This is a genomic window from Mycobacterium sp. 2YAF39 (assembly GCF_052114565.1).
In the GTDB taxonomy this organism is placed as follows: Bacteria; Actinomycetota; Actinomycetes; order Mycobacteriales; family Mycobacteriaceae; genus Mycobacterium.
On sequence record NZ_JBFREZ010000012.1, the window covers coordinates 49218 to 72299 of the forward strand.

The 23082-nt window shown below is 67.2% G+C and carries 25 protein-coding genes and 1 pseudogene; 15 read left to right on the plus strand and 11 right to left on the minus strand.

What is annotated here, in order from left to right:
- Nucleotides 1-73: 73 nt before the first annotated feature.
- The 3 genes from AB4Z42_RS25770 to AB4Z42_RS25780 all read right to left on the minus strand — a co-directional run bounded on the left by AB4Z42_RS25770 (nt 74) and on the right by AB4Z42_RS25780 (nt 4017).
- On the minus strand, nt 74-1480 hold the full coding sequence (locus AB4Z42_RS25770; RefSeq protein WP_442012077.1) for an NAD(P)/FAD-dependent oxidoreductase: 1407 nt from the start codon (nt 1478-1480) through the stop codon (nt 74-76).
- 21 nt (nt 1481-1501) lie between these two features.
- Nucleotides 1502-2383: a sterol desaturase family protein gene (locus AB4Z42_RS25775; protein ID WP_442012156.1), complete on the minus strand. Its 882-nt coding sequence runs from the start codon at nt 2381-2383 to the stop codon at nt 1502-1504.
- A gap of 71 nt (nt 2384-2454) precedes the next feature.
- Nucleotides 2455-4017 carry a carboxylesterase/lipase family protein gene (locus AB4Z42_RS25780; protein ID WP_442012078.1) on the minus strand — a complete coding sequence of 521 codons (1563 nt, stop codon included), beginning with the start codon at nt 4015-4017 and terminating at the stop codon, nt 2455-2457.
- 78 nt (nt 4018-4095) lie between these two features.
- Between AB4Z42_RS25780 and AB4Z42_RS25785 the strand changes: the two genes are divergently transcribed.
- The 4 genes from AB4Z42_RS25785 to AB4Z42_RS25800 are packed head-to-tail and all read left to right on the plus strand — an operon-like array spanning nt 4096 to nt 6340.
- Nucleotides 4096-5040 (plus strand): oxygenase MpaB family protein, encoded by a 945-nt coding sequence (locus tag AB4Z42_RS25785; RefSeq protein ID WP_442012079.1) that lies wholly within the window; start codon nt 4096-4098, stop codon nt 5038-5040.
- Nucleotides 5037-5669 carry a TetR family transcriptional regulator gene (locus AB4Z42_RS25790; protein WP_442012080.1) on the plus strand — a complete coding sequence of 211 codons (633 nt, stop codon included), beginning with the start codon at nt 5037-5039 and terminating at the stop codon, nt 5667-5669. Before AB4Z42_RS25785 ends, AB4Z42_RS25790 begins: the two co-directional genes overlap by 4 nt.
- Before the next feature lie 9 nt (nt 5670-5678).
- Nucleotides 5679-6017 carry a DMT family transporter gene (locus tag AB4Z42_RS25795; RefSeq protein WP_442012081.1) on the plus strand — a complete coding sequence of 113 codons (339 nt, stop codon included), beginning with the start codon at nt 5679-5681 and terminating at the stop codon, nt 6015-6017.
- Entirely contained in the window at nt 6017-6340 is a 324-nt protein-coding gene (locus AB4Z42_RS25800; RefSeq protein ID WP_442012082.1) for a DMT family transporter, read from the plus strand. The genes AB4Z42_RS25795 and AB4Z42_RS25800 overlap by 1 nt, the downstream gene beginning before the upstream one ends.
- Here the strand turns inward: AB4Z42_RS25800 and AB4Z42_RS25805 are convergent.
- Entirely contained in the window at nt 6309-7508 is a 1200-nt protein-coding gene (locus AB4Z42_RS25805) for an MFS transporter (protein ID WP_442012083.1), read from the minus strand. The two genes, AB4Z42_RS25800 and AB4Z42_RS25805, sit on opposite strands and share 32 nt — an antisense overlap.
- Nucleotides 7509-7549: 41 nt before the next feature.
- Here AB4Z42_RS25805 and AB4Z42_RS25810 point away from each other — a divergent pair, with 41 nt between their 5' ends.
- Both AB4Z42_RS25810 and AB4Z42_RS25815 read left to right on the plus strand, forming a co-directional pair.
- Nucleotides 7550-7897, plus strand: a complete 348-nt coding sequence (locus AB4Z42_RS25810; protein ID WP_442012084.1) for a YidH family protein — start codon at nt 7550-7552, stop codon at nt 7895-7897.
- A 13-nt stretch (nt 7898-7910) separates the two neighbouring features.
- Nucleotides 7911-8204 carry a DUF202 domain-containing protein gene (locus tag AB4Z42_RS25815; RefSeq protein WP_442012085.1) on the plus strand — a complete coding sequence of 98 codons (294 nt, stop codon included), beginning with the start codon at nt 7911-7913 and terminating at the stop codon, nt 8202-8204.
- On the opposite strand, the gene AB4Z42_RS25820 is transcribed toward AB4Z42_RS25815, so the two are convergent.
- A complete protein-coding gene (locus tag AB4Z42_RS25820) occupies nt 8201-9106 on the minus strand; it encodes an SDR family NAD(P)-dependent oxidoreductase (RefSeq protein WP_442012086.1) in 906 nt (301 codons plus the stop codon). The two genes, AB4Z42_RS25815 and AB4Z42_RS25820, sit on opposite strands and share 4 nt — an antisense overlap.
- Nucleotides 9103-9720 carry a TetR/AcrR family transcriptional regulator gene (locus tag AB4Z42_RS25825; RefSeq protein WP_442012087.1) on the minus strand — a complete coding sequence of 206 codons (618 nt, stop codon included), beginning with the start codon at nt 9718-9720 and terminating at the stop codon, nt 9103-9105. The genes AB4Z42_RS25820 and AB4Z42_RS25825 overlap by 4 nt, the downstream gene beginning before the upstream one ends.
- 105 nt (nt 9721-9825) lie before the next feature.
- On the opposite strand from AB4Z42_RS25825, the gene lysA reads away from it, so the two are divergent.
- The 3 genes from lysA (at nt 9826) to AB4Z42_RS25840 (ending at nt 13744) form a co-directional block, all read left to right on the plus strand.
- Entirely contained in the window at nt 9826-11097 is a 1272-nt protein-coding gene (lysA, locus tag AB4Z42_RS25830; RefSeq protein ID WP_442012088.1) for a diaminopimelate decarboxylase, read from the plus strand.
- 19 nt (nt 11098-11116) lie between these two features.
- Nucleotides 11117-13249: a 4-alpha-glucanotransferase gene (gene malQ / locus AB4Z42_RS25835; RefSeq protein WP_442012089.1), complete on the plus strand. Its 2133-nt coding sequence runs from the start codon at nt 11117-11119 to the stop codon at nt 13247-13249.
- 78 nt (nt 13250-13327) lie between these two features.
- A complete protein-coding gene (locus tag AB4Z42_RS25840) occupies nt 13328-13744 on the plus strand; it encodes a hypothetical protein (RefSeq protein WP_442012090.1) in 417 nt (138 codons plus the stop codon).
- Nucleotides 13745-13751: 7 nt separating this feature from the next.
- Here AB4Z42_RS25840 and AB4Z42_RS25845 read toward each other — a convergent pair whose 3' ends face one another.
- Both AB4Z42_RS25845 and AB4Z42_RS25850 read right to left on the minus strand, forming a co-directional pair.
- Nucleotides 13752-14186, minus strand: coding sequence for an SRPBCC family protein (locus tag AB4Z42_RS25845; RefSeq protein WP_442012091.1), 435 nt, complete (start codon nt 14184-14186; stop codon nt 13752-13754).
- A 55-nt stretch (nt 14187-14241) separates the two neighbouring features.
- Entirely contained in the window at nt 14242-15087 is an 846-nt protein-coding gene (locus AB4Z42_RS25850; protein WP_442012092.1) for a lysophospholipid acyltransferase family protein, read from the minus strand.
- A gap of 96 nt (nt 15088-15183) precedes the next feature.
- Here AB4Z42_RS25850 and AB4Z42_RS25855 point away from each other — a divergent pair, with 96 nt between their 5' ends.
- From AB4Z42_RS25855 to AB4Z42_RS25870, 4 genes and pseudogenes are all read left to right on the plus strand, one after another.
- On the plus strand, nt 15184-16110 hold the full coding sequence (locus AB4Z42_RS25855; protein WP_442012093.1) for a metal-dependent hydrolase: 927 nt from the start codon (nt 15184-15186) through the stop codon (nt 16108-16110).
- Between the two features lie 107 nt (nt 16111-16217).
- Nucleotides 16218-17225, plus strand: a complete 1008-nt coding sequence (locus tag AB4Z42_RS25860) for a PDR/VanB family oxidoreductase (protein ID WP_442012157.1) — start codon at nt 16218-16220, stop codon at nt 17223-17225.
- Nucleotides 17226-17247: 22 nt separating this feature from the next.
- Nucleotides 17248-18687 carry a serine/threonine-protein kinase gene (locus AB4Z42_RS25865; protein WP_442012094.1) on the plus strand — a complete coding sequence of 480 codons (1440 nt, stop codon included), beginning with the start codon at nt 17248-17250 and terminating at the stop codon, nt 18685-18687.
- Nucleotides 18684-19028, plus strand: a pseudogene (locus AB4Z42_RS25870) (nuclear transport factor 2 family protein); the annotation flags it as partial. The gene AB4Z42_RS25865 and the pseudogene AB4Z42_RS25870, both read left to right, overlap by 4 nt.
- A 76-nt stretch (nt 19029-19104) precedes the next feature.
- On the opposite strand, the gene AB4Z42_RS25875 reads toward AB4Z42_RS25870, so the two are convergent.
- The 3 genes from AB4Z42_RS25875 to AB4Z42_RS25885 are packed head-to-tail and all read right to left on the minus strand — an operon-like array spanning nt 19105 to nt 21160.
- Entirely contained in the window at nt 19105-19590 is a 486-nt protein-coding gene (locus tag AB4Z42_RS25875; RefSeq protein WP_442012095.1) for an NUDIX domain-containing protein, read from the minus strand.
- Nucleotides 19591-19616: 26 nt separating this feature from the next.
- A complete protein-coding gene (locus AB4Z42_RS25880; RefSeq protein WP_442012096.1) occupies nt 19617-19808 on the minus strand; it encodes a hypothetical protein in 192 nt (63 codons plus the stop codon).
- A gap of 32 nt (nt 19809-19840) precedes the next feature.
- Nucleotides 19841-21160: an NAD(P)/FAD-dependent oxidoreductase gene (locus AB4Z42_RS25885; protein ID WP_442012097.1), complete on the minus strand. Its 1320-nt coding sequence runs from the start codon at nt 21158-21160 to the stop codon at nt 19841-19843.
- 132 nt (nt 21161-21292) lie between these two features.
- Between AB4Z42_RS25885 and AB4Z42_RS25890 the strand changes: the two genes are divergently transcribed.
- On the plus strand, nt 21293-22099 hold the full coding sequence (locus AB4Z42_RS25890) for a hypothetical protein (protein ID WP_442012098.1): 807 nt from the start codon (nt 21293-21295) through the stop codon (nt 22097-22099).
- A gap of 34 nt (nt 22100-22133) precedes the next feature.
- Nucleotides 22134-23081, plus strand: coding sequence for an ankyrin repeat domain-containing protein (locus tag AB4Z42_RS25895; RefSeq protein ID WP_442012099.1), 948 nt, complete (start codon nt 22134-22136; stop codon nt 23079-23081).
- Nucleotide 23082 lies beyond the last annotated feature (1 nt).

The following is a 23082-nucleotide window of genomic DNA, read 5'->3' on the forward strand; positions in this document are numbered from 1 at the left end:
TTGTCCCTCGTGTAGCCCATCGGCGCGCATCACGGCGACGTTACAAAATTGCAACGGACGGCGCGTCGGCTTGTCAGGAATCGAAGCCGAGACCCAGCGCGTCGAGGGTGCGCAGGAAGATATTGCGCCGCCCCGCCGAATGGTCGGCACGATCGAGTGACCATCGCGTCGCCTGGATGCCGATGCTGGCGAGAGGCTCGGGCGGGAACGGCAGCGGGCGTCGGCGCACCATCTCCAACTCGGTGCGAGGTGTGGGTCTGCCCTCGAGAAGGTCCAGGCAGACGTCGGCGGCGAACCTGGTCGCCCCCACCCCGAGGCCGGTGAACCCGTTGACATACGCGACCCGGTCGTCGACCGCCAGACCCCAGTGCGCACAGAATCGCGTGTTGGTGTCGATGGGCCCCGCCCAGCGGTGCGAGAACCGGACGTCGTCGAGTTGAGGAAAAGTGACGAAGAAGTGCGCCGCGAGGCGGCGATACGTGGCAGGCCGGTCCTCGTACGCGGGGTCGACCTTACGGCCGAAGTGGTAGACCGCGTCATACCCGCCCCACACGATGCGGTTGTCCATCGTCAGGCGGTAGTAGTGAAACTGGTTGGCGCAGTCCCCGATTCCCTGCCGGTGCTGCCACCCGATGCGCTCGAGCTGGGCGTCGGTGAGCTGCTCGGTGGCCAGGACATAGTCGTACACCGGCACGATGCGCAGTCGGTTGCGACGAAGCAGGCTCGGGTAGACGTTCGTCGCCAGCACCGCCTGGCGCGCCGTGATGGAGGCCGTCGCCGTATCCACGCGCACCTCGGCCCCTGCCGTGTCCAGCCCGGTGGCGTTGGTGTGTTCGTAAATCTGCACGCCCGCTTGCGCGCAGGCACGCGCGAGTTCGAGGGCGAGCTTGGCGGGATGGACGATGGCGCACGTGTCCGGGTTGAACAGGCCCGCCAGGTACGTGGGCGAGTTCGCCTCCGCGCGCACCTGTTGCGTGTCGAGAAAGCGTCCTTCGCCGGAGTCCGCGGCCTGGCGCAACCAGTCGACCTGATGCGGTTCGGTGGCGACCGAGAGCATCCCGGTACGCTGCCACTCCGCGTCGAGCCCGAGGCGTTCGATGTCGTTCTGCATGCCGTCGAGGTTCTGCACACCCATCTCATCGAGCGTGTCGAACTCGTTGGGCCAGCGCGACTTTCCGTTCTCGGCCCCATGGGTGAGGCTGGCGTCGACGAAGCCGCCGTTTCGTCCCGATGCCGCCCACCCGATCCGGTTCGCCTCGATCAGGACGATTCGACGACCGGGGTTGCGCTCGGCGGCGTGCAGGGCCGTCCACAGTCCGGTGTAGCCGCCACCGACGACCAGTAGGTCGCAGGTCAGCGGTGCGGTCAGCGGAGGGTAGTCGGGTCTGGCGATGTCCAGCCACATCGAGCCGAAAGCGCTTGCCGCGAGCGAGCGTTCGATCAACTTTGGGTCGACGGGGGCGTCGAAGACGGTCTTCACCGAAGGTTCATTCGCTCGGCTCTAGACGCGCACTTTGGTGGCGTCGTCGCCGACCAGCGGTCGCGCGGGCACCCAACCGGGCGGACCGAACGCGTAGCCCAGCTTGTCCCGCCACCGCGGTGCGCGCCGGACGTCGCGGAAGATCGACACGTACTCGTGGGTCTGCAACGTCCAGATGTTGTACGTGTCGACCTGCTTGGTCAGCCCGTAGTTCGGGCGGACGTTCTCGGCCATGAAGCTGCCGAACAGCCGGTCCCACACGATGAAGATGCCGCCGTAGTTCTTGTCGAGGTACTGCTGGTCCATACCGTGATGAACACGGTGGTGCGAGGGGGTGTTGAAGATGAATTCGATTGGTCGCCACAGTTTTCCGATGCGCTCGGTGTGGATCCAGAACTGATAGACGAGGTTGATGGAGAAGCTGGCGAACACCATCCACGGCGGCACGCCCATCAACGGCAGCAGCGCCCGCAGGAACACGTCGCCGCTGATGTTCCACTTCTGGCGCAGCGCCGTCGCGAAGTTGAAGTACTGGCTGGAGTGATGCGCCTGATGAGTCGCCCAGATCAACCGGACCCGGTGCGCGATCCGGTGATAGAAGTAGTAGAGGACGTCGACACCGACGATGGCGATCACCCACGTGTACCAGGCGGTGGCAGGCAGATGCCACGGCGCGACGTACACGTAGAGCGCGGCGTACGCCAGCAGCGCGACCGCGTTGAGGACACCGCTCGTCGCGATCGAGACCAGGCCCATCTTGATGCTCGCCCACGCGTCGGGCCTCAGGTAGGAACCGGCCGGCGCCCGCTCCGCCTCATCGTGCATCAGCTTGCCCGCGCTGACCCACTCGATGATCAGCAGGATCAGGAAGAACGGAATGGCGAACGTCACCGGGTCGTGCATCAGCGGCGGTAGCACGTCCGCGAAAACACGTGTCCAGTCCACAGTGACACCTCCGCGGCAAATCTTACGACCTAGCGGAAGCTGAGCACCTCATCGCCCCAGGCCAACCGCAGATCACGGTCCAGATCGTCCACGACCTGGTCTGCCGCGCCGATCACGAGCGTCGCGCGGTCCTCCTTGCGGTATGGCCGCCACTTCGGATCGCCCGCCAGAGCCGACGGAGCGGCGTCCACCGCGAAGTTCAGCCAGCGTGCGCGCAACCGCGCCGAAACGGCCTTACCCGCCTTCAGCCCGCCCAGCTTGAACGTCGGATCCTTGGGTCCGGCGACGAGGTTGCCCCACACGTACGGCAACTCCGTGGCATGGGCGGCGCCGAGGCGCAGCATGCGCAACATGGGGGTCGCGAAGTCGAAGCGGTAGAGGTAGACCGGCGCGACATCGCGATGGCCCTCGGCGAACCAGATCGACGGCATCCGGAAGCCGATGTCGCGGGCCACACCCATGCCGATCGTCTTGGGGCGTCCGCGATACGCGGTCCGGATCTGCACTTCGCTCGGCAGCTGCAGGGCCGGCTGCTCGGCGGCGATCTCGGTGAACATCGCCCGCAGCGCGTTCGGGGTGATCGGCATCAACGGCGACTTCATCCAGCGGAACAGCGCGGCCTCGTGCTTGTTGGTGCCGATGATCAGCGGGACGGGATGGGTGCGCCCCTCCCGGGCCAGCCGGACCGGATGGGCGGGAACGATGTCGCCGTCGATGATCGGTGCGAACGCCAGTGTTCCCGGCGTGCGGACGGGCACCTCGTCGAAGACCCGCTTCGAGGCGGCCAGGACCGCCTCGATCGGCAGGCTGGTCAGCCGCTGGGCGTCGGCGCGTCGGAGGTCGAGCGCGTCGAGGAACATCTCGGCGGTGCGTTGGCCGCGTTCGCGGTCGTAAATCGATGTGGCAGGGGAACTCTGGGCGATCGCCGCGCAGAACAGTCCGGCGGCGGCCGGGCTGGCCATCAATGTCGTCACCATGCCCGCGCCTGCGGACTCGCCGAACAGCGTCACGCGGTCCGGGTCGCCCCCGAAGCCTGCGATGTTGTCGCGCACCCACTGCAGCGCGAACAGTGCGTCGCGCAGGCCGAGGTTGGTCTCGAACCCGTCGCCCAACGACGAGAGGTCCAGGAAACCCAATGCTCCCAACCGGTAGTTGACGGTGACGATCACCACGTCGCCGCTGCCCGCCAGCACCCCGCCGTGATACAGCGTCTGCGCCGACGAACCGAGGATGTAGGCGCCCCCGTGCAGCCACACCATGACCGGTTTGGCGTTGCCGGCCTCGGTGTCCGATGACGCCCAGACGTTCAACGTGAGGCAGTCGTCACCCTGCGGCGCACCGAGGTCGATCGGGATCCTCGGATCCGTGGGTTGACGGCAGACGGGTCCCACCCGCGTGGCATCCGCCGGTTCCGACCACTGCTGGGGCGCAACGGGTGCGCGCCACCGCAGGTCCGCGGCAGGCGCGGCGGCGTAACGGATCCCCTTCCACGCCTTGATCGTTCCGTTGTCGATACCGCGGACGGGTCCGTGGACGGTATCGACGACGGGCTGGTCGTCCGCGGCGCGTCGTGTGTTGGCCTCCGCCGTCACAGATGGGCCTCCTTCAGCCGAGTGGAAACAACCAAACCAGGCTACGCGTGGCCGCCGCAGGGTGGTATACATGGTGGCGTGAGTGTCACATTCCTACCGCAACGGGCAGGCGCCGCCGAAAAACTTCGGCGTCGCATCGTCGAGGACTTCGAGAAAGGCGCCGGTCGTCACGACGATCCGGCGGTCTACGGCGGACCGCCTGGTGATCCCGGCCTGCTGGGGCCGGACAGCATCTCGTGGGAGATCAACGCCGACCTGGCCTCCGTCTCTCAAGCCGGACTGCCCGCGATCGTGCTGGAGATCCTGCATCCGTCCGTGGTCGCAGGCGTCCAGGACCTCTCCAACTATCGCGAGGATCCCTTCCAGCGCGCCCGCGCCACCCTCGGCTATGTGCTGACCACCACGTTCGGCAACACAGAAGCAGCCAACCGCGTCATCGAACACGTCAAGCACGTGCACTCGTTCGTCAACGGCACCTGCCCCGACGGGACGCCGTACCAGGCGCTGGATCCCGAGCTCATCGGCTGGGTACACACCTGCATCCCGTGGATGATCCTGCGCACGTACGAACAGACCAAACGGCCGCTGTCGCGGGAAGAACAGGACCGCTATCTGGCCGAGCAAGCGGTGATCGGCAGGATGGGCGGCGCCGACTGGGTGCCGACGACGGCCGCCGAACTCGACGACTACGTCGAGGCCATGCGGCCGAAGCTGAGCGTGAACGCGCAGACGCGGGAGTTCATCGACTTCCTGATGACATCACCGTTCTTCCCCGACCTACCGGCGCCGGTGGACCGCCGGCTGCACCGCTTCGCCATCTATGCGGGCATGTCCCGGGCGCCACTGTGGGCACGCGAGCTCATCGGCTACGACCGACCGTCCGCGCTCACCCGCCGCCTGATGGGGCCGGCGCTTCAGTTCGATGCGCGGCAGACGCGGTGGGCGTTCGGCACGCCACGCTATGTCCAGCTCGCCCGCGAGCGGGCCGCGGGTGCCCTGCTCCCCCAGGCCGCCGCGCAGTGATCGACGCCCAGCTGATCGAGATCGTCGGCGGCGCTGTGTCCATGGGCAAGACAGGCGGCAGCATCGACGAAGCGGCCGACCGGACCAGCCAGCGCATCCTGGACGCCGCGCTGCAGGAAGCGGCAGCCGTTGGGCTGCAACGGATTACAGTCGAAGATGTGGTACGACGCGCGGGCGTCTCCCGGATGACGGCCTACCGCCGGTATCCCCGGCGCGACGATCTGGTCGAAGCGCTGGTCCGGCGGGAGACCCAACGATTCCTCGCCGCGGTCGCCGATGCCATCGACGCCACCGACGATCCGCACGAAGGGGTGGCCGAGGCCTTCATCGCGGCGGTCACATTCGCCCGCGAGAACCCGATGCTGCGCCGCGCCGGCCACGTCGAGCCGGCCCCGATCGATTCGGCGGAGCTGTTGAAGATGGGGTCGGCGTTCATCGCCAACTACATCCACGGGGACGCACCCGGGCAGCCGTCGCAGCAGGTCCGTTGGGTCGCCGACGTCTTCGCCCGGCTGTTCTTCACCTATATCTCGCTACCGCCGACGGATCCTGACTTCGGCGACGATGGCGAACTTCGGCGCTTCGCACATGAGGTACTGACGCCGATGGTGGAGCGCGCGGTCGGCTAGTTTGTCCACGTGCAAAAGTGGGCGCTACTTGCCGGGGCCATCTTCACCGAGGTCGCGGCGACGCTCTCGCTGCGAGCGTCGCAAGACCATTCGGCGTGGCTCGTACTGGTCGTCGCCGGCTACGTCGTCTCCTTTTTCCTGCTGACGATGGTGCTGCGGGCCGGCGTACCCGTCGGGGTCGCCTACGGAATCTGGGGCGCACTGGGCACGGCTGCCACCGCGGTGCTCGCCGCCGTGCTGTTCGGTGATCCCTTCACCTGGCCGATCGCCGCGGGCATCGGGCTGATCATCGCCGGGGTGCTGCTCGTCGAGTTCGGCTCGCACCGAGCCGAGACGGCCGATTCGTGATGTGGTTCGCGCTCGCGGGCGCAATCCTCGTCGAGGTGGTCGCCACGTTGGCGCTGCGCGCTTCGGACGGTTTTCGCAAGAAGGCGTGGATCGCGCCCATCATCGCCGGCTATCTGGTGTCGTTCTATCTGCTGTGGGTGTCGCTGGGACTGGGCATGCCGGTCGGCATCGCGTACGGCGTGTGGTCGGCATGTGGCGTCGCGTTGGTGGCGGTCATCGCCCGCTTCCTGTTCGCCGAGCCGTTGACGTGGATGATGGGCGCCGGTATCGCGCTGATCGTCGGCGGAGTGCTCATGATCGAGATGGTCGGCGTCTCGCACTGAGCACGCCGGAGAGTGCGATCACCACCACCCCCGCGATCGGAACCGACAGCAGTCCGACCCGCAGGCTCGTTGCATCGGCCACCACTCCGACGAGCAACGGTGCGCCGAAGAAGCCGATCCGCATCAGCCATGTCAACACCGTCAGCCCACTGCCGGGACGCATACCGGGCAGCTGATCCGCGTGGTGCATCGCGGCCGGAATCAGGGTGGACACGCCGAAACCGGCGGCCGCGAATCCGGCGATCGTGCCCGCCGTGGACGGAAAAGCCAGGGCCGCCCCCATCCCCGCCGCGGTGATCAGTCCACCGGCGCGTGCCACGGCGCGTTCACCGAACCGGTCGACCAGCCGGTCCCCGATCAACCGTCCGATGAACATGAATCCGACCAGAGCGACGTAGCCGAATACCGCGACCGCACCCGGGGCCCCCAGACTGTCCCGCAGATACAGTGTCGCCCAGCTACTTCCGGCATCCTCGACCGTTGCGCCCGCCACGGCGATGACCACAAGTACGGCCAGCGTCGCGTACACCACCAACCCGGCGCCCGATCCGTCGCCTGCCCGTGTCGACGGATCGTCATCGTGATCGGACCCCTTGAGAAGGTGCGGGTAGGCGATCGCGACGACGACGGAGAACACCACCGCGGCGAACACCAAATGTGTTGTGCGCGAAATGTGCAGCGCAATCGCCGCCGCGCCCATCAAACCGCCGAGGATGGCGCCCGCAGCCCACACGGCATGCAAGGAATTGATGATCGACCGGCCGTAGCGTCTTTGCAGCCGGAGCCCGTGCGCGTTCTGCGCGACGTCGGTGATCGAGTCCGACGCGCCTGCGACGAACAGCGCGGCCGCCAGGATCACCGGCGAGGGCGCCAGGCCCGCGGCGACGACGAAGACCCCGATCCCGACGGTGCCGACGACGGCCACTCGTGACGACCGGTATCGCCGGATCAGCGTCGCCGCGGCCAGTCCGGCCACCAACGCGCCCGCGGAGAATGCCGCGATCGCCGCGCCGTAAACCGCGTTCGACAGGTGCAGATCGGCCTTGATCTCGGGATAGCGGGGCAACAGGTTGGCGAAGAGCGCGCCATTGCTGAGAAACAGCGCCGCGACCGCGACGCGGGCTCTGCGATTCGGCGCCCCGGCCTGATCCAGCCGTTCGGACGCCATCTACCGGACACTACCGATTCCGGACTCTAGGCTGATTGTTCGTGGGCGCAGACGGCGACGACCAGGATCTGGACTATCGCTTCACCCTCGCCAACGAGCGCACATTCCTCGCGTGGGTCCGCACGGCGCTCGCACTTATCGCCGGTGGTGTCGCGGTCGTGCAGCTGGTACCCGCTCTGTCCATCCCCGGCGTACGCCACGGCCTCGGGACGGCACTGACGACGGCAGGCGGCGTCCTGGCGGTGTTGGCAGTTCGGCGGTGGCAGGCTGTGCAGGCCGCGATGCGTGCGGGAGCCGAACTACCCCGATCGTGGATGCCGGTTCTGCTGGGTGGCGCCATCGTCGTACTGACCGTCGCGTTGATCGTCGTGATCTCGGTCCAGCCGTAGCCGGGCCACCACCATGACTCAACGACCGGAAAAGCCGGGACTGCAGGCGGAGCGGACCCAACTGTCTTGGGAACGAAGCGCTTTCAGCTTTCTGGTGGCGGGAGCGCTCCCGCTGCTGGGCCGGGGACCACTGAGCGAAGGCCGCATGGTGTTGCCGGTCGTCGGGGCTGTGCTGGCGATGCTGGTCGTCTGGCTCGGGCGGCGGCGGGCACGCCGCATCACGTCCGAACCCGGAGTCGAAGTCGCCTTGATCGGCTGGGCCACCGCGGGTTTCGCGGTACTCATCGTGGTGATCGTGCTGCTCTAGGTGGCCTGCATCGCGAGGTATTCGCTCGTGTCCCACAGATCGAGCGCCATCTCACGGTCATAGGAGTCGGCCGACGATCGGATCGGCCGCTGACCTTCGAAGTACTCGCCGGTGACGCCGTCGAACTCGGGATCGCCCGCCAGCGCCGCGAGGCGCGCACCGGATGCCTTGGTGCTGTTGACGTTCGGAAGAACGCGTAGCAGCGGAAACACGTACCGCCATGCGAACCGCCCGATCGGCGAGTAGTCGCGGGCGAGCCCGGAACCCGGCATCAGCCCGGGGTCGAAGGCGTTGACGGTGACGCCGCCGCTCCCCTGGCCCAACCGGCGGTCGAGCTCGTAGACGAAGAGCACATTGCACAGCTTCGACGTGGTGTACCGGCGGCGACCCTCGGCGGAATCGGCCGCGGACGCGAGATCGGCGGCGCGCGTGTACTGCGGTGACGGCATGCCCGTGAACTTCGCCGGGTCGTGGGTGCCGCTGCTGACCACGACGATGCGTGCCGGATGGGCGAGGTCGGCGAGCAGGTCCTGCACCAACGCGAAGTGCCCGAGGTGGTTGACGCCGAACGTCATCTCCACGCCGTCGGCCGTCCGCTCGGTGCCCGACACCACCTGAACGCCGGCATTGCAGACGATCGTGCGCAGCGGCGGAAGTCCGCGGCCGCGGAAGTTCTCGGCGAAGCGCCGGACCGACCTCAGTGATGCGAGGTCCATCTCGATAACCGTGCACCGGTCGGGATACCCGATCTGCTGCACCGCCTCGGCGCCGCGGCCCGTATCGCGAACGGCGAGAACGCTATGCCAGGACGGGTCGCTCGCCAGCAGCGCGCGGGCGCACTCCAGTCCGAGTCCGGCGCTGGCACCGGTGATGATCGCTGTCTTCTTCGGTGCCGCGGTCATTTCTCCTCCAAGAGAATCGGGATCAGTGCGGTGATCGTCTGGTACAGGCGCCGGTACATGCGTGCGACGTCGGTGGTGTCGGGTTCGAGATGTTCGGCCAGGAAGATGCCGTCCGACAGCGCGACAGCGACCGCAGCGAGTTCGGCGACGACGCGCTGGGCCGTCGGCGCTGCGACGCCGGCGGGCAACAGCTGGCCGATCGCGTCGCGGAAATCGGCGATCGCCCTGTCGCGGACTCGGCGCACCACCTCGGCGACCCCGGGATCGTCGCTGCGCTCCAACGACAGGAGCAGGAACAGCCGCAGGAAGTCGGGGTGCTGCGCCTGCTGTTTCGCGACTTCGGCCAGTCGGGCCTCGACGCCGGCCTGAGCCGCGATCGCCGCGAAGAAGCGCTGCGCGCCCCGTTCCATGACCGCCGCGAGCACGCCGTCCTTCGAGCCGAAATGCCAGTAGATCGAACTCGCAGGCAGGCCACATGCCTTACGGATGTCGCTGATCGACGTCGCCGCATACCCGCGGGTGCCCATCAGCTTCTCCGTTGCGTCCAGGATCAGCTCGCGGGATTGTTCGCCCTGCTGCTGCTTCTTCGTCGGGATTCGTTCTGTATCGATCATTACAGACAGATAGTATCACTGCCACAACCGTGCCGCCACTGCGAGATTTCGCGGACTTTGACGCAGTGTGTTCGCACTCGCGCGTGCGGTGGCAGGCTGAGGATCGTGCTGGACACCGCGCAGGCGGAAGAACTGATCGGCCTCTTCCCGCCGGGCACCCGAACCGACAGTGACGGAACGCTCACGGTCGGCGGTTGCCGGCTCGACGATGTGGCCGAGCAGTTCGGCACCCCCGCGATCGTCGTCTCCGAAGAGGCACTGCGGCAACGCGCCCGCGACTACCTGGCGGCTTTCCGCAGTCGCTGGCCGCGCTGCGATGTGGCATTCGCATCGAAGTCGTTCCCCTGCACCGCCGTTCAGCGGGTCATGGTCGAAGAAGGACTCCACCTCGACGTCGCGGGCGGCGGCGAGATCCTGACGGCCATCAAGGCGGGCGCGGATCCTGCGCGTCTTGTGTTGCACGGAAACGCCAAGTCCGACGAGGAACTCGAACTCGCCGTCGACCGTGGTGTCGGCCTTGTCGTCGTCGACAACTTCGACGACATCGACCGGCTCGAGCGCATCGTTCCCGCGGGCCGTCAGCAGCCGTGCCTGGTCCGGGTCATCCCCGGCGTAAAAGCCGCCACCCACGCGTCGCAGGCGACGGGGCACACGGGGTCGAAGTTCGGCCTGATGCCCGACGACGCCCGGACCGCGATCACGCGGATCGACCGCAGCGCCAAGATGCGGCTCGACGGCGTGCACACCCACGTCGGGTCGCAGCTGCTCAACGTCGAACAACTTGCGCAGGCGGTCGAGCCCATCGCCAAGCTCGGCACCTTCGAGGTCTACGACCTCGGCGGGGGTCTCGGCGTGCGCTACACCTATGACGAGCACCCACCGACCCTCGACGAGTACGCCGACGTGATGGTGGCTCAGGCCAGGGCGCTGCTGCCCGACGGTAGCCGCATCATCGTCGAGCCCGGCCGCAGCATGGTCGCCGCCAGCGCGTGCACGTTGTACCGCGTCATGACCCTCAAACGCGGTGTCGTCACCCATGTCGCGGTCGACGGCGGAATGGGCGACAACCTCGAGGTGTCACTCACCGGCCAGCGGTTCGAGGCGACGATCGTCGACCGGGTGGGCGGCGGCGAAACCGTCAGCGTCGTGGGTCGGCACTGCGAATCCGGCGACCAGCTCGTCGACGGTGTCGCGCTGCGCGATCCGGCTGTCGGCGATCTGCTCGCGGTGCCCGTCACCGGGGCCTATTGCTACACGATGTCCAACCAGTACAACGGCGCGCGCCGCGTTCCGGTGGTGTTCGCCCGCGACGGCACCGCTCGCCTGGTGGTCCGCCGAGACACATGGGATGACCTTCTGATGCGTGATATCGACTGACGACGGGCACTATGGTGCCATGACCGATCTCCCAGAGTCGCTCGTCGAGTTGGCGCGACGCTATGGCGTCGCAACGGAATACGACGATTGGACCGGACGACGCATCACCGTCGGTGAATCCACCCTGACCGGCGTGCTCGATGCGCTCGGTGTGTCGGCGATCACCGAAGACGGGCGCAGCGCGGCATTGACAGCGCACGATCGAGACTACTGGTCCCGGTCACTGCCGCCGTTGATCGTGGGACGCTCCGGGGCGACGTCGCCGTTCTGGGTGCACGTCACACACGGCGACTCGGTGCGGTTGTGGATCCGACTGGAGGACGGGTCGGTCCGGACCGGTCTACGTCAGCTCGAAAACAACCGGGGCCCTTATGATCTCGACGGCCGACTGATCGGCGAAGCCAGCTTCGAATTGCCCGCCGATGTACCACTGGGATATCACGAACTACATCTCCAGCTGGGGTCGTCCGACATCAGCTCGCCCATCGTCGTCTCCCCCGCGTCGCTGGAGCCGCCGAAAGGCCGCTCGTGGGGTCTGGCCACGCAGTTGTACAGTGTCCGCTCGGAAAAGTCCTGGGGCATCGGCGATTTGACGGATCTGACCGATCTGGCCGTGTGGTCGGCGGCTCAGCACGACGCGGGCTTCATCCTGGTCAATCCGCTGCATGCGGCCGCGCCCACCGCACCGATGGAGCCGTCGCCGTACCTGCCCACCTCACGACGATTCGTCAACCCGATGTACCTGCGGGTGGAAGCGATTCCCGAATTCGCCTACGTCGGCAACCGTGGGCGCATCCGCAAGTCCCGCGAGATCGCGCAGTCGCGCGCCAAGAAGTCGCGCCTCATCGACCGGGACGCCGTCTGGAAGTACAAACGATCCGCGCTGGAGGTGGTGTACCGCGTCGAGCGATCGGCGGGCCGAACGCTGGCCTATGACGCCTACCGCGAACGGCAGGGCCGCAGCCTGGACGACTTCGCGATCTGGTGTGCGCTGGCCGAGAAGCACGGTTCGGACTGGCATGACTGGCCGGAAGATCTACGTCATCCCGAAAGCGCGGCTGTCGCCGAATTCGCGGCCGACCACAGCGACGCGGTCGACTTTCACCGATGGCTTCAGTGGCAGCTCGACGATCAGCTCACCGCGGCACAGGCGAGTGCGCTCGCCGCGGGCATGGGGCTGGGAATCATGCATGACCTCGCCGTCGGGGTCGACCCGAACGGTGCCGACGCGTGGGCGTTGCAGGATGTGCTGGCACTCGGCGTCACCGCGGGCGCACCGCCTGACGAGTTCAATCAGCTGGGCCAGGACTGGTCGCAGCCACCGTGGCGGCCCGACGAACTCGCCAACCAGGCGTACGAACCGTTTCGCGCACTCGTCCACACGCTGCTCCGCCATGCGGGCGGGGTTCGCATCGACCACATCATCGGGCTGTTCCGGTTCTGGTGGATTCCGAAGGGATCCCCGCCGACCGACGGCACCTATGTGCGCTACGACCACGAAGCGATGCTCGGGATCGTGGCGCTCGAGGCGCACCGCGCAGGGGCCGTCGTCGTCGGCGAGGATCTGGGCACCGTCGAACCCTGGGTGCGCGACTACCTGCGCGAACGCGGCCTGTTCGGCACGTCGATCCTGTGGTTCGAATTCGATCGGGACGGTGACGGCGGACCGCTGCCCGCCGAGCGCTGGCGTGAGTACTGTCTGTCGTCGGTGACGACCCATGATCTTCCGCCGACTCCCGGCTATCTGGCGGGCGAGCACGTCCGCCTGCGCGACGAGCTCGGGCTGCTGACCCGGTCGGCTGAGGAGGAACTGGCCGCCGATCGTCGCCAGCAGACGGCCTGGCTCGACGAATTGCGTCGCGTCGGGTTGTTGCGCGGCGACCTGGACGAAACCGGTGTCGACGACGTCGTGAGGGCGCTGTATCAATATCTGGGCCGCACGCGGTCGCGGCTGCTGGCACTGTCGCTGGCCGACGCCGTCGGTGACCTCCGGACTCAAAATCAGCCGGGCACCACAGACGAATATCCGAACTGGCGAGTGCCGCTCGCGAGTCCGGACGGAAAGAAAATGCTGCTCGAAGCGGTTTTCACCGATCCGCGCGCCGCCGCATTGGCCAAGGTCATGCGGGTCGCGGTGAACGCGCCGGTGTAACGCTTCGGCGCTTTCCTCCGGTTTCACAATCGGCACGTCTGCGATATGTTCGCAACCGCATCGATCTAGGGAGATCACGTGAAGAAGCTCGTTGTGCTGAGCGGGGGGCTCGTGGCTGTCGGTTCCTTCGCGCTCGTGGGCGCGGGGATCGCCATATCCCAGCCGGGCGGCGGCGCCAACTACGCGAACGTCGTCGGCGAGCCGTACAACAAGGCCCTGTCGATCCTGAAGTCCCAGGGCTACAAAGGATACTTCGGCGGCTCGTTCGGCAGCGTTCTGAGCCAGAACAATTGCCTGGTCAACAGCCAGAAGCAGACGTCGGAGGGCAAAATCCTGCTGATGCTGGACTGCACCCAGGCCGCCGCCGATGCGCTCCAGGAAATGGGCCCGTCGGCAGGCCCGAGGGTCGGCGGTAACGGTGTGACGACCGTGACCCCGACGCCTGTGGTGCCCATCCAGGGCGCGCCCGGCGCCGGCACCCCGCCTCCGGGGTAAGCCGGGTCTAGCTCTCGACCATTCGGCGCAGGTTCTTCAGCGTCTCGCCCATAGTCCTGCCCACCTGCCCCGCGGCCACCCGGTCCGCGATCAATCCGAGCAGGTTGCCAGCAGATTCGTAGGAAAGCCGGAAGGTGACCTTGGTGCGGCCGTCATCGGTCTCGCGCAATCGGAAACGTCCGCGCTGCGAGACGCCGGTGAGGCCGACCCACGATAGTTCGCGCGGCGGATCGAACTCGACGATCTCGATGTCGCCGCCGATGGGCACCGACCCGACCTTCCAGTGCACGGTATAGCGGGCGCCGAGGCCGGCCGGGCCGTCGTCGGCCGTCTCCCACCGCTCGAGGCTCGCCATGAACTCGGGGTAGCAATCGGGACTGCTGACCACCTTCCACACCGCTTCGCGGTCGGCGTCGACGACGCACTGCCGTTGGACCCGCATCAGTACCGTCTCCTCTTCCCGCGGGCGTCCCCGGCCCTTCGGGCGTGGGCCCCCATCAGCCGAGCACCGGGAATCGACGTTCCGCCGCAAGCCGGTCGACGCCGGCCTGCAGGCTGGCCTCCACTTTCTCGTGCACGACGTCGTCGTCGCTGACGGCGATGTCCTCGGCGTCGATCGGATCCTGCACTTCGATCGCGATCTTCGTCGGCAGCGGCAGTCGCGGCACCATGTCGCTGACGGTCAGACCCCACGGTGGCGCCAGCAGAATGGGCACGCTCTTCAGCCGCGCCATCTTGTCGACCATCAGCAGCTTGGCCAGCCACTGGCCGCGGTCCAGGAAGAGCGCCGCCTCCTGCCCACCGACGCTGGCGATCGGCACGATGGGCACACCGGCTTCGCGCGCCAGCTTGACGTAGCCTTTGCGGCCGCCGAAGTCGACCTTGTTGCCTTCCCAGGACGGCCGGAACACTTCGTAGTCACCGCCCGGGTACACCAGCAGCGCTGCACCGGATTCCAGTGCGAGCCTGGCGTTGTCGGGGTTGGCGGCGACGGTGCCGAACTTGCGCAGCGAGCCGAGTCCGGGCATCGACACGACGAGGTTGTGCGCGAGTTGGTAGAACGGCCGCTCGACACCGAAGTAGGAACTGAACGCCAGGGTGAAGACGAACGTGTCCGGCGGAAGGTTGCCGCCGCTGTGATTGCCGACGAGCAGCACGGGCCCGTCTTTGGGAATCCGGTCGAGGCCGCGCACGTCGGCGCGGAAGTACAGCGACGCCAACAGCCACAGACCGGGCAACTGCTCCCGGATGTAGTCGGCGTCGCGCTGATCCAGGTCAGCTTTTGGCACACGGGAGGCGACCTGATGACGGGTCCAATTCACAATGTCGCCAAACCCCGCCATGCCGGACGTATTGACGTAGCCCCGCTACCTGAAACCTCCGTTCCCACCTACTGGCCGTAAACTTCGAAAATCGGCTAATTCAACAGAAGGACCGCAATGACTGGACTGCCGGCTCGGCCGGCGGCGCTGCGACCACGCCGTTTCGACCACGAGATCGACCCGGGCCCGGTACAGATCCAGGCCCGCAAGGTGCACTTCGACGTCTCCGACGTGCCGCTGCACTGGATTCCGGACCACCCGGTGGCCTCCAATGTGATCAGCTTTCTCAATTTGATCCTGCCCGCGGCCGAGCGGTGGTTCGTCGCCACGTACAACGAGGCGCTGCCGTTGGTGAAGGACCCGAAGCTGGCCGAGGACATGCGGGGCTTCATCGGGCAGGAAGGTGCGCACGCCGAGGTACATGAGCGGCTGCTACACGAATTCCTGGAGCAACGGAGCGTCGATCCAACACCGATGCTGGAGCAGATGGATTACGTCTTCACCAAGGTGCTGGCGCCGTCGACCTCGGATGACCCAAAGAAGCGGATGAATCACCTATGTGACCGGCTCTGGTTCATCGCGGCAATCGAGCATTACACCGCCGTAATGGGGGATTTCGCCCTGAACTGCACCTGGGACGACTACGCCGCCGATCCGACGATGGCCGACGTGTTCCGCTGGCACGGCAGCGAGGAGGTAGAACACCGCAGCGTCGCCCACGACGTCGCCGTCTATTTCCACAACAGCTACGTCGATCGGATCGGCGCCATGGTGATGGCGATGATAGGCATCTATTCGTTCTTCACTCGCGGGGCGGCGTTCCTCATGAAAGTCGATCCGAACGTTGACATCGGCTGGTGGAAGATGCAGCGTCTGCGCGCCCGAGACTCCAAGCTCGGCCTGTTGCCCAAGTACCGCAAGCTCTTCGGCTCCAACACGCTGGCGTACTTCAAGCCCGGCTTCACTCCCGACCAGATGGGGTCGACGGCCCAGGCGGTCGCCTATCTCGCCCGGTCCCCCGCCGCTCGCGCGGCGCATCTTTGATGGCGCGTCGCGACCGATTCCGGGACGTGCCTCCGAGCCTGTCGGGTCGGTCCCGCCACGACGTCTTCGTGAGCCTGATCGACGGAGTCGTCACCGGGGTGTGGCGGATGACCGGGAACATCCGGAACCTGTCGCCCCCATCCGAACCGGACAACACCATCGCGTTGACCGTGACGGACCGCGACGTCGTCGCCCACGATCAGGACGTCATCGCGCTGACGTTGGTCGCGACCGACGGCGGGCGTCTCCCCCGCTGGCATCCCGGCGCCCACATCGATGTGCTTCTGCCGAGTGGACGGCTCCGCCAGTACTCCCTGTGCGGAGATCCCGCTTTGTCCGACGTCTATCGCATTGCGGTGCGCAGGATTCCCGACGGCGGTGGCGGCTCCATCGAGGTGCACGACGTTCTCGATGTCGGTGCGACCGCGACGACACAGGGTCCGCGCAACGCGTTCCCGCTGACCGTCCCCGGCTACGGTTCGCCGACGCGTCGGTTCCGTTTCATCGCGGGCGGCATCGGGATCACCCCGATCCTGCCCATGCTCGCCCTGGCCACACGTCTGGGCGTCGACTGGTCGATGGTCAATGCCGGACGCACCCGAGACAGCCTGCCATTCCTCGACGAGGTCGCACGGTTCGGCCGGCGGGTGCGCATTCACACCGACGACGAGGACGGCCTGCCGACCGCGCGCGATCTGCTCGGCGACTGTCCGGACGGCACCGCGGTCTACGCGTGCGGACCCGCACCCATGCTCACGGCGATCCGGTCGGAACTGGCCGGCCGTGACGAGGTCGAACTGCACTTCGAACGGTTCGCCGCGCCGCCCGTCGTGGACGGTGAGGAGTTCACCGTCACGGTCGCGTCAACCGGGCAACAGATCCACGTCGGCGCCGACGAGACCCTGCTCGCGGCGCTGAACCGCAATGGGGTCGCTGCGCCGTACTCGTGCAGGCAGGGCTTCTGCGGGACGTGCAGAACGCGGGTGCTCGGTGTTGTTGGAGGGGACGTCGACCACCGAGACACGCTGCTCACCGACCCCGAGCACGAGAACTCGATGATGCTGATCTGCATATCTCGTGCCGCCGAGGGATCGCGTCTCACTCTCGACCTATAGCGCCATCTCGTACTATTCGCCCATGCCGTTGGCCGATGGTGCGACATTCGCGGGGTACACCATCGTGCGAAAACTAGGCGCAGGCGGCATGGGTGAGGTGTACCTCGCTCAGCACCCACGGCTTCCCCGCCGCGACGCACTCAAGGTGCTGCCCGCCTCGGTGTCCTCGGACGCCGAGTACCGCGAACGTTTCGAACGCGAGGCCGACATCGCCGCGACGCTGTGGCATCCGCACATCGTGGGCGTGCACGACCGCGGCGACTTCGACGGCCAGCTGTGGATCTCGATGGACTACGTCGAGGGCACCGACGCGTCTCAACTGCTGCGCGACAGCTACCCCGACGGCATGCCAAAAAACGAGGTCGCCGAGATCATCTCCGCGGTAGCCGATGCGTTGGACTACGCGCACCAGCGCAACCTCTTGCACCGCGACGTGAAACCCGCGAACATCCTGCTCGCCTTTCCCGAGTCCGGCGATCAACGGATTCTTTTGGCGGACTTCGGAATCGCCCGCTGGGTGAATGACATCAGCGGCCTGACGGCCACCAACATGACGGTCGGCACGGTGTCCTACGCCGCACCCGAACAGCTGATGGGCGAGCGCCTCGACGGTCGCGCCGATCAATATGCATTGGCGGCCACGGCTTTTCATCTACTGACCGGCAGACCACCGTTCATGCATTCGAACCCGGCCGTGGTGATCAGCCAGCACCTTTCGGCCGCGCCGCCTGCGATCGGCGAGCAGCGCCCGGAGCTGGCGGCGCTCGATCCGGTTCTCGCCAAAGCCTTGGCGAAGGCCCCGACAGACCGGTTCGAGCGGTGTGCAGATTTCGCGCGAGCCCTCTCGCACCAGCTCGGATCGGAGCCTTCCGGCGATGACCGCACCACCCTCGCCACGGCGGCGCGCAAGAAGCCGCAACAGTCGTTGATGCGCGCAGGCGTCATCGTCCCCGCGATCCTGGCGGTGCTGCTTGTGGCCGCGATCGCGGTGGCCCTGTTCGAGACGCGGCGCGCCGACGACGACCGCCCCGCCGCCGCCCCGACCACGACATCGTCCCCGGCCACCCGGCCGACGTTCACGCCGCTGCCCCCACCGCCCGAACCGCCGCCCTCCCCGCCACCGGCGACGACGACGGCAGCCCCCACGACCACCGCCACGACGACATCGGCGGCGCCCGCGACCGTCGTGATCGGCGCGAACTGCTCGCCGGTCGGCAGCACGGGCACGACATCCGACGGCTCCACCGCGTACTGCTCCACCCTGCAGACCACCGGCAACTCGATCTGGTCGCTGAACGAGGGCGACATCCCCAGCCCCACGGTCACCACCGAGGCGACCGAGGAACCACTGCCTGCGGCCGAGGAGCCCCCAGTGCTGGTGTGCATGCAACAAACGGGGCAGAGCCGCCGCGAATGCCGCAGGGACATCCGGGAAAGCAACGGCTTACCTGTGCTGCCATGAGCCTGCGTACCTCCGATCGGCTGGCGCTCACCGATCTGGTGCATCTCTACGCGTCGGCCGTCGACGACCGGCGGTTCGACAATGTGATCGAATTGTTCACGCAGACAGCCGAACTGCGACTGCCGGATCCGCCCCGGTCACTGGAGCCGGTGCTCACGCACCATGGCCACGACGGTGTCCGGTCCGCGATGGCGGCCGTGGCCGCGGTGACCCGAACAGAGCACGCCATCGTCGGCGAGGTGTATGCCCCCGGCGAGCGCGCCGACTACGCGCTGGGCAGGATCACCTGTATCGCGCATCACTGGACGCTCGCCGACGGTCAAATCACCGACCTGGTATGGCATCTGCGCTACGACGACGAGTACATGCGGACGCCTGCCGGCTGGCGAATCCACGGTCGCGCACTGACCATCAACGCTATCGAGACCCACCCGGTGCGTCGTCTGCGAGCGCCGACGTCAGACGGTCGAGAAGCGGCCGCTGGCCTTTCAGCAGCTTCGACCGAGCAGCAGCCACGGAAAACCAACCCACGCGGTCGATTTCGGGAAACTCCCTGAACTTCCCCGATCCCCTGGGCCACTCCAGCTCGAAGGTGTTGGAGAACGTGCCGTCGAGATCTAGGTCGCCACGAACGGCGAACGCGGTGATCACTTTGCCGCTGGGTTGTTTCACCGGGTCGAAGTCGATGCGGGCACCCTCGGGCGCCTTCTTGCCGAGTTCCTCCTCGAACTCGCGCTGTGCGACCGCCCACGGATCCTCGCCCTCGGTGTACTCCCCCTTGGGTATCGACCACGCGCCGTCGTCCTTGCGCGCCCAGAACGGCCCGCCGGGATGGCCGATCAGCACTTCGAGTTCACCGTCGACGACGCGGTACAGCAGCAGACCCGCACTGAGTTTGGGCACCGCGTCAGCCTATTCGGGGGAGAACGTCAATACTTGCGGTCGCCCTCGCTGCTGTCGAAGAACGCCCAGTCGCCGTCATCGGACTTGACCTCCATTCGCCATCCGAGTTCCGGGTCGGCCTTCTGGTCGACGAACCACGCATGCGCGTCGCCAGCGCTCTCGATGTCCTTGGTGTCGACAACGTCACCTTCGGGGTTCAGCACACGGTATGTAGCCATACCGTCTACGTTCCCGCTGCCGGCGATTCCAATCAGTCCGCTTTGGGCATGGGGATGCCTTCGGCGGTGGAGAACCGCGCGTCCTCCTGCGTCGACAACCCGAACGAGACGACCGACCGGTCGAAGAACACGTCGGTCAGGTATGCCAGGGACACCGCCCACCTGTTCACGAATCGGGGGATCGCATAGATGTGGTAGGCACGCGTGACGACCTTGGCCGGGAAACCGGACAACTGAACGTTGAGCGGGTTGGCGACCGCGTTTCGCGGCCCCAGGTCGACCACCAGACCCATGTTGCGGTGCTTGTATGCCTTCGCCTTGCCGTAGCCAAGGCTCGCTGCGACGTTGCGGGCCAACATCTTTCCCTGCCGGGTGGCGTGCTGCGCAGTGGGTGGGGTGATCTTGCCCGGCTGCGTCACATCCGGCACCGCCGCCGCATCCCCCGCACCGAACACGTCGGGGTATCCGGGAACCTGGAGCTCGGTGGTCACCTTGAGGCGACCCCGCTCGGTGGGCAGACCGAGCTTCTCGATGAGCGGCGCGCCGGTGACTCCGGTAACCCATGCGACGGTGTGCGTGCGGATCAGCGAGTCATCGCTGAGCACAACGTGTTCGGGGTGGACCTCGGCCAGCGTGACGCCGAGCCGCACGTCTACGCCACGCGCTTTGAGCACGCGCTGCGCCGCGGCGCCCAGCTTCTCGCCCACTTCGGGCATCACCTGCTCGGCCAGGTCCAGGAGCACGAACGTGACCTCGGAGGGGTCGAAGCCGATCTGCTTGGCCGCGGAATCGGCGAGCGCCCGAAGCTGCACCGCCAACTCGGTGCCCGAGTACGACGCGCCGACCACCACGATCGTGCGCCGCGCGGCGGCCCGGCCGGCATCGTCGTCGACGTCGGCCAGTTCGAGTTGTTCGAGCACATGGTCACGTAGGTACAGCGCCTCGGCGGTCGACTTGAGGCCCCTGGCGTGCTCTGCGAGTCCCGGGATGTCGAACAGCCGGGTGACCGAACCCGGGGTCAACACCAGCCGGTCCCACGGCACGCTACGGACGCGCGCTTCGGGGTCGGTGTACGTCACCGTCTTGCCGTCGAAGTCGACTTCGTCCACTCTGCCGCGGATGGCCTGCACACCACGCAGGGCATTGGCGAGCGGAATCGCGACGAACCGCGCGTCCACCAGGCCGCCGGCGACGTCGGGCAGCAGCGGCGTGTACAGCATGTAGTCGACCGGCGAGATGATCGAGATATCGACCGACTCCCCGGCTTTCGAGTGCTTGCGCATTTTCCGCGCCAGCTGACGGGCACATTCGAAGCCGGTGAACCCGCTGCCGACGACCACCACAGACGTCATCGATTCCACCTTACGGAAGGCCGGCCCGCGGCCCGGTCGGCGGGCCGAGCGCGGTGGGGCACCCCAGACGCTGATCATGATTCGCCCGATGTGCGTTTCATTCCGTGGCGCCGATGGCGGATGCTGGAACCCATGACGGGTCCGCTGCGCCGGTTCGATCCGCTCCGGCCGATCGACATGCTGACGTCGCTGTGGACGTCTGCGGCGGTCGGCCCGGTGAGCAGCGGCGCTGCGATGGCCTACCGCACCCTGTTCACGACCGTGCGCAGGCTGGTGGTCGGCCGTCGGCTTGCTATCCGGCTCGACGACGGCACCTTGAACCTGACGATCACGGAGTTCGACTCGACGCTCGACGTACGCGGCCTGTCGGTGGGTCAACTCAACGACGTCCGCATCGCGGCCCGCGATATCCAGTGGGAGGACAAGGCGTTCGATCGTGCGACGGCGGTGCTGCACAACGTGTATATGCGTCCGACCGCGCCGCCCGTGCTGGTGGCCGCTCCGGTGGAACTGACGGTCGAGGTGCCCGCAGCCGCCCTCAGCGAGCTGTTCCGCTGGGCGGCGCCGAGGTTGTCCGGCGAGGTCGGCAGCGACGGGATCGCCCGGCTGCGGATGGCCAGGCGTCCGATGCTCGGACACATCGAGGTCGACGCCCGGCTCGATGGTTCGACGCTGTGGCTGCATCCGCGCGTCCTCGTCGCCCGCCGATCCCGGTGGGCGCTGCCCGTCAAGACGCCGGCATACCGCGTGCGCCTTCCCGACCTGCCCCACGGTCTGCGCCTGACCCGCGTCAGCTTCGCGCCCGATGTCGTGTGCCTGTCGGCATCGGTGTCGGAATGGCAGATGGACATGCCGCGCAAGCGGCTGGAGGACATCCTCGGTCAGCTGAGCGTGGCCGGGGTGCCGCTGAACCTGACGCGGTTGACGCGGCTCCTCTAGCGAGGCTTTGGTCGTTTGGGAGAATGCGTTCCTTGTGACCGAAATCGCTCGATACGAAGAGGGGCCCGTCGAGGTCACCGTTGTGCGCGACGGCGAGGAACTGACGTTCTCATCGGCCTACGAGGATTTCGGCAGAACGGTCACCGAAGAATTCCGGATCCCGGCCGCCGACTTCGTCCTGAAGGGTCCGGGTCCATGGCCGTGGTTCGACCTCGGGAAAAGACGCGACGGGACGCTTCGGGTGCTGGATGCGCTCGGGGCCGGCCGCCCGGACTGGACCGAACCGCTCGCGCCGAACGTGTTGGATCTCTTCGAGCGCGCTCATCGCGGCGACACCCGGGTCATCGAACTGCTGGCGATGGGCGCAGATCCCGACCCCGTCGATCCATGCGGTGCCACACCGTTGTGGTACGCGGTGCGCTCGCTCGCGGCCGGCATCACCGTCGCCCTGATCGAAGAGGATGCCGACGCGGGACGCCGGATCGAATTGTCCGCCCGCGGTGAGAGATTCACCACGATCCTGCATGAGATCGTGCGGCAGGGGCGCACAGTGGCGCTCAACCATGCTCTGGCGCACGGCGTCGATCCCGGCCTCGTCGATTCCGACGGCGCAGGCCCGATCCACGTGATCGAGCACTCCACCGACAACGTCAACCCCGAGATGGTGCGCGCTCTGGTTCGCGCGGGCGCGTCCATCAACGCGCCCCTTCCGAGTGGGACCCAACCGATCGAACTCGCGGCGCGGATGGTCCTGCCCGCCACCGTTGCCGCGATGGTCGAGCTCGGCGCCGACGCCGGTCGCGGTTTGGACTCGCTGATGGCGTGGTGGGCCGTCGGCGCGACGTTCAACGGGTACCGCGCCGGTGAGGTCGCGGGGATGGTCGACGTCCTGCGCGCCGGCGGCGCCGTGGTGTCCGAGCTGCACCGTGAACTCGCGGCGGACGCCGGGGCATCGGAGGTCGAGGCGGCCCTTCGCCGTTAGA

What these genes read in the sequence shown, in the direction of transcription:
- AB4Z42_RS25775 (WP_442012156.1), bottom strand. Translation starts at nt 2,383, where the DNA reads ATGCACGACCCGGTGACGTTCGCCATTCCGTTCTTCCTGATCCTGCTG.
- AB4Z42_RS25800 (WP_442012082.1), top strand. Translation starts at nt 6,017, where the DNA reads ATGTGGTTCGCGCTCGCGGGCGCAATCCTCGTCGAGGTGGTCGCCACG.
- AB4Z42_RS25805 (WP_442012083.1), bottom strand. Translation starts at nt 7,508, where the DNA reads ATGGCGTCCGAACGGCTGGATCAGGCCGGGGCGCCGAATCGCAGAGCC.
- AB4Z42_RS25815 (WP_442012085.1), top strand. Translation starts at nt 7,911, where the DNA reads ATGACTCAACGACCGGAAAAGCCGGGACTGCAGGCGGAGCGGACCCAA.
- AB4Z42_RS25820 (WP_442012086.1), bottom strand. Translation starts at nt 9,106, where the DNA reads ATGACCGCGGCACCGAAGAAGACAGCGATCATCACCGGTGCCAGCGCC.
- AB4Z42_RS25825 (WP_442012087.1), bottom strand. Translation starts at nt 9,720, where the DNA reads ATGATCGATACAGAACGAATCCCGACGAAGAAGCAGCAGCAGGGCGAA.
- malQ (WP_442012089.1), top strand. Translation starts at nt 11,117, where the DNA reads ATGACCGATCTCCCAGAGTCGCTCGTCGAGTTGGCGCGACGCTATGGC.
- AB4Z42_RS25845 (WP_442012091.1), bottom strand. Translation starts at nt 14,186, where the DNA reads ATGCGGGTCCAACGGCAGTGCGTCGTCGACGCCGACCGCGAAGCGGTG.
- AB4Z42_RS25850 (WP_442012092.1), bottom strand. Translation starts at nt 15,087, where the DNA reads ATGGCGGGGTTTGGCGACATTGTGAATTGGACCCGTCATCAGGTCGCC.
- AB4Z42_RS25855 (WP_442012093.1), top strand. Translation starts at nt 15,184, where the DNA reads ATGACTGGACTGCCGGCTCGGCCGGCGGCGCTGCGACCACGCCGTTTC.
- AB4Z42_RS25860 (WP_442012157.1), top strand. Translation starts at nt 16,218, where the DNA reads ATGACCGGGAACATCCGGAACCTGTCGCCCCCATCCGAACCGGACAAC.
- AB4Z42_RS25865 (WP_442012094.1), top strand. Translation starts at nt 17,248, where the DNA reads ATGCCGTTGGCCGATGGTGCGACATTCGCGGGGTACACCATCGTGCGA.
- AB4Z42_RS25880 (WP_442012096.1), bottom strand. Translation starts at nt 19,808, where the DNA reads ATGGCTACATACCGTGTGCTGAACCCCGAAGGTGACGTTGTCGACACC.
- AB4Z42_RS25885 (WP_442012097.1), bottom strand. Translation starts at nt 21,160, where the DNA reads ATGACGTCTGTGGTGGTCGTCGGCAGCGGGTTCACCGGCTTCGAATGT.
- AB4Z42_RS25890 (WP_442012098.1), top strand. Translation starts at nt 21,293, where the DNA reads ATGACGGGTCCGCTGCGCCGGTTCGATCCGCTCCGGCCGATCGACATG.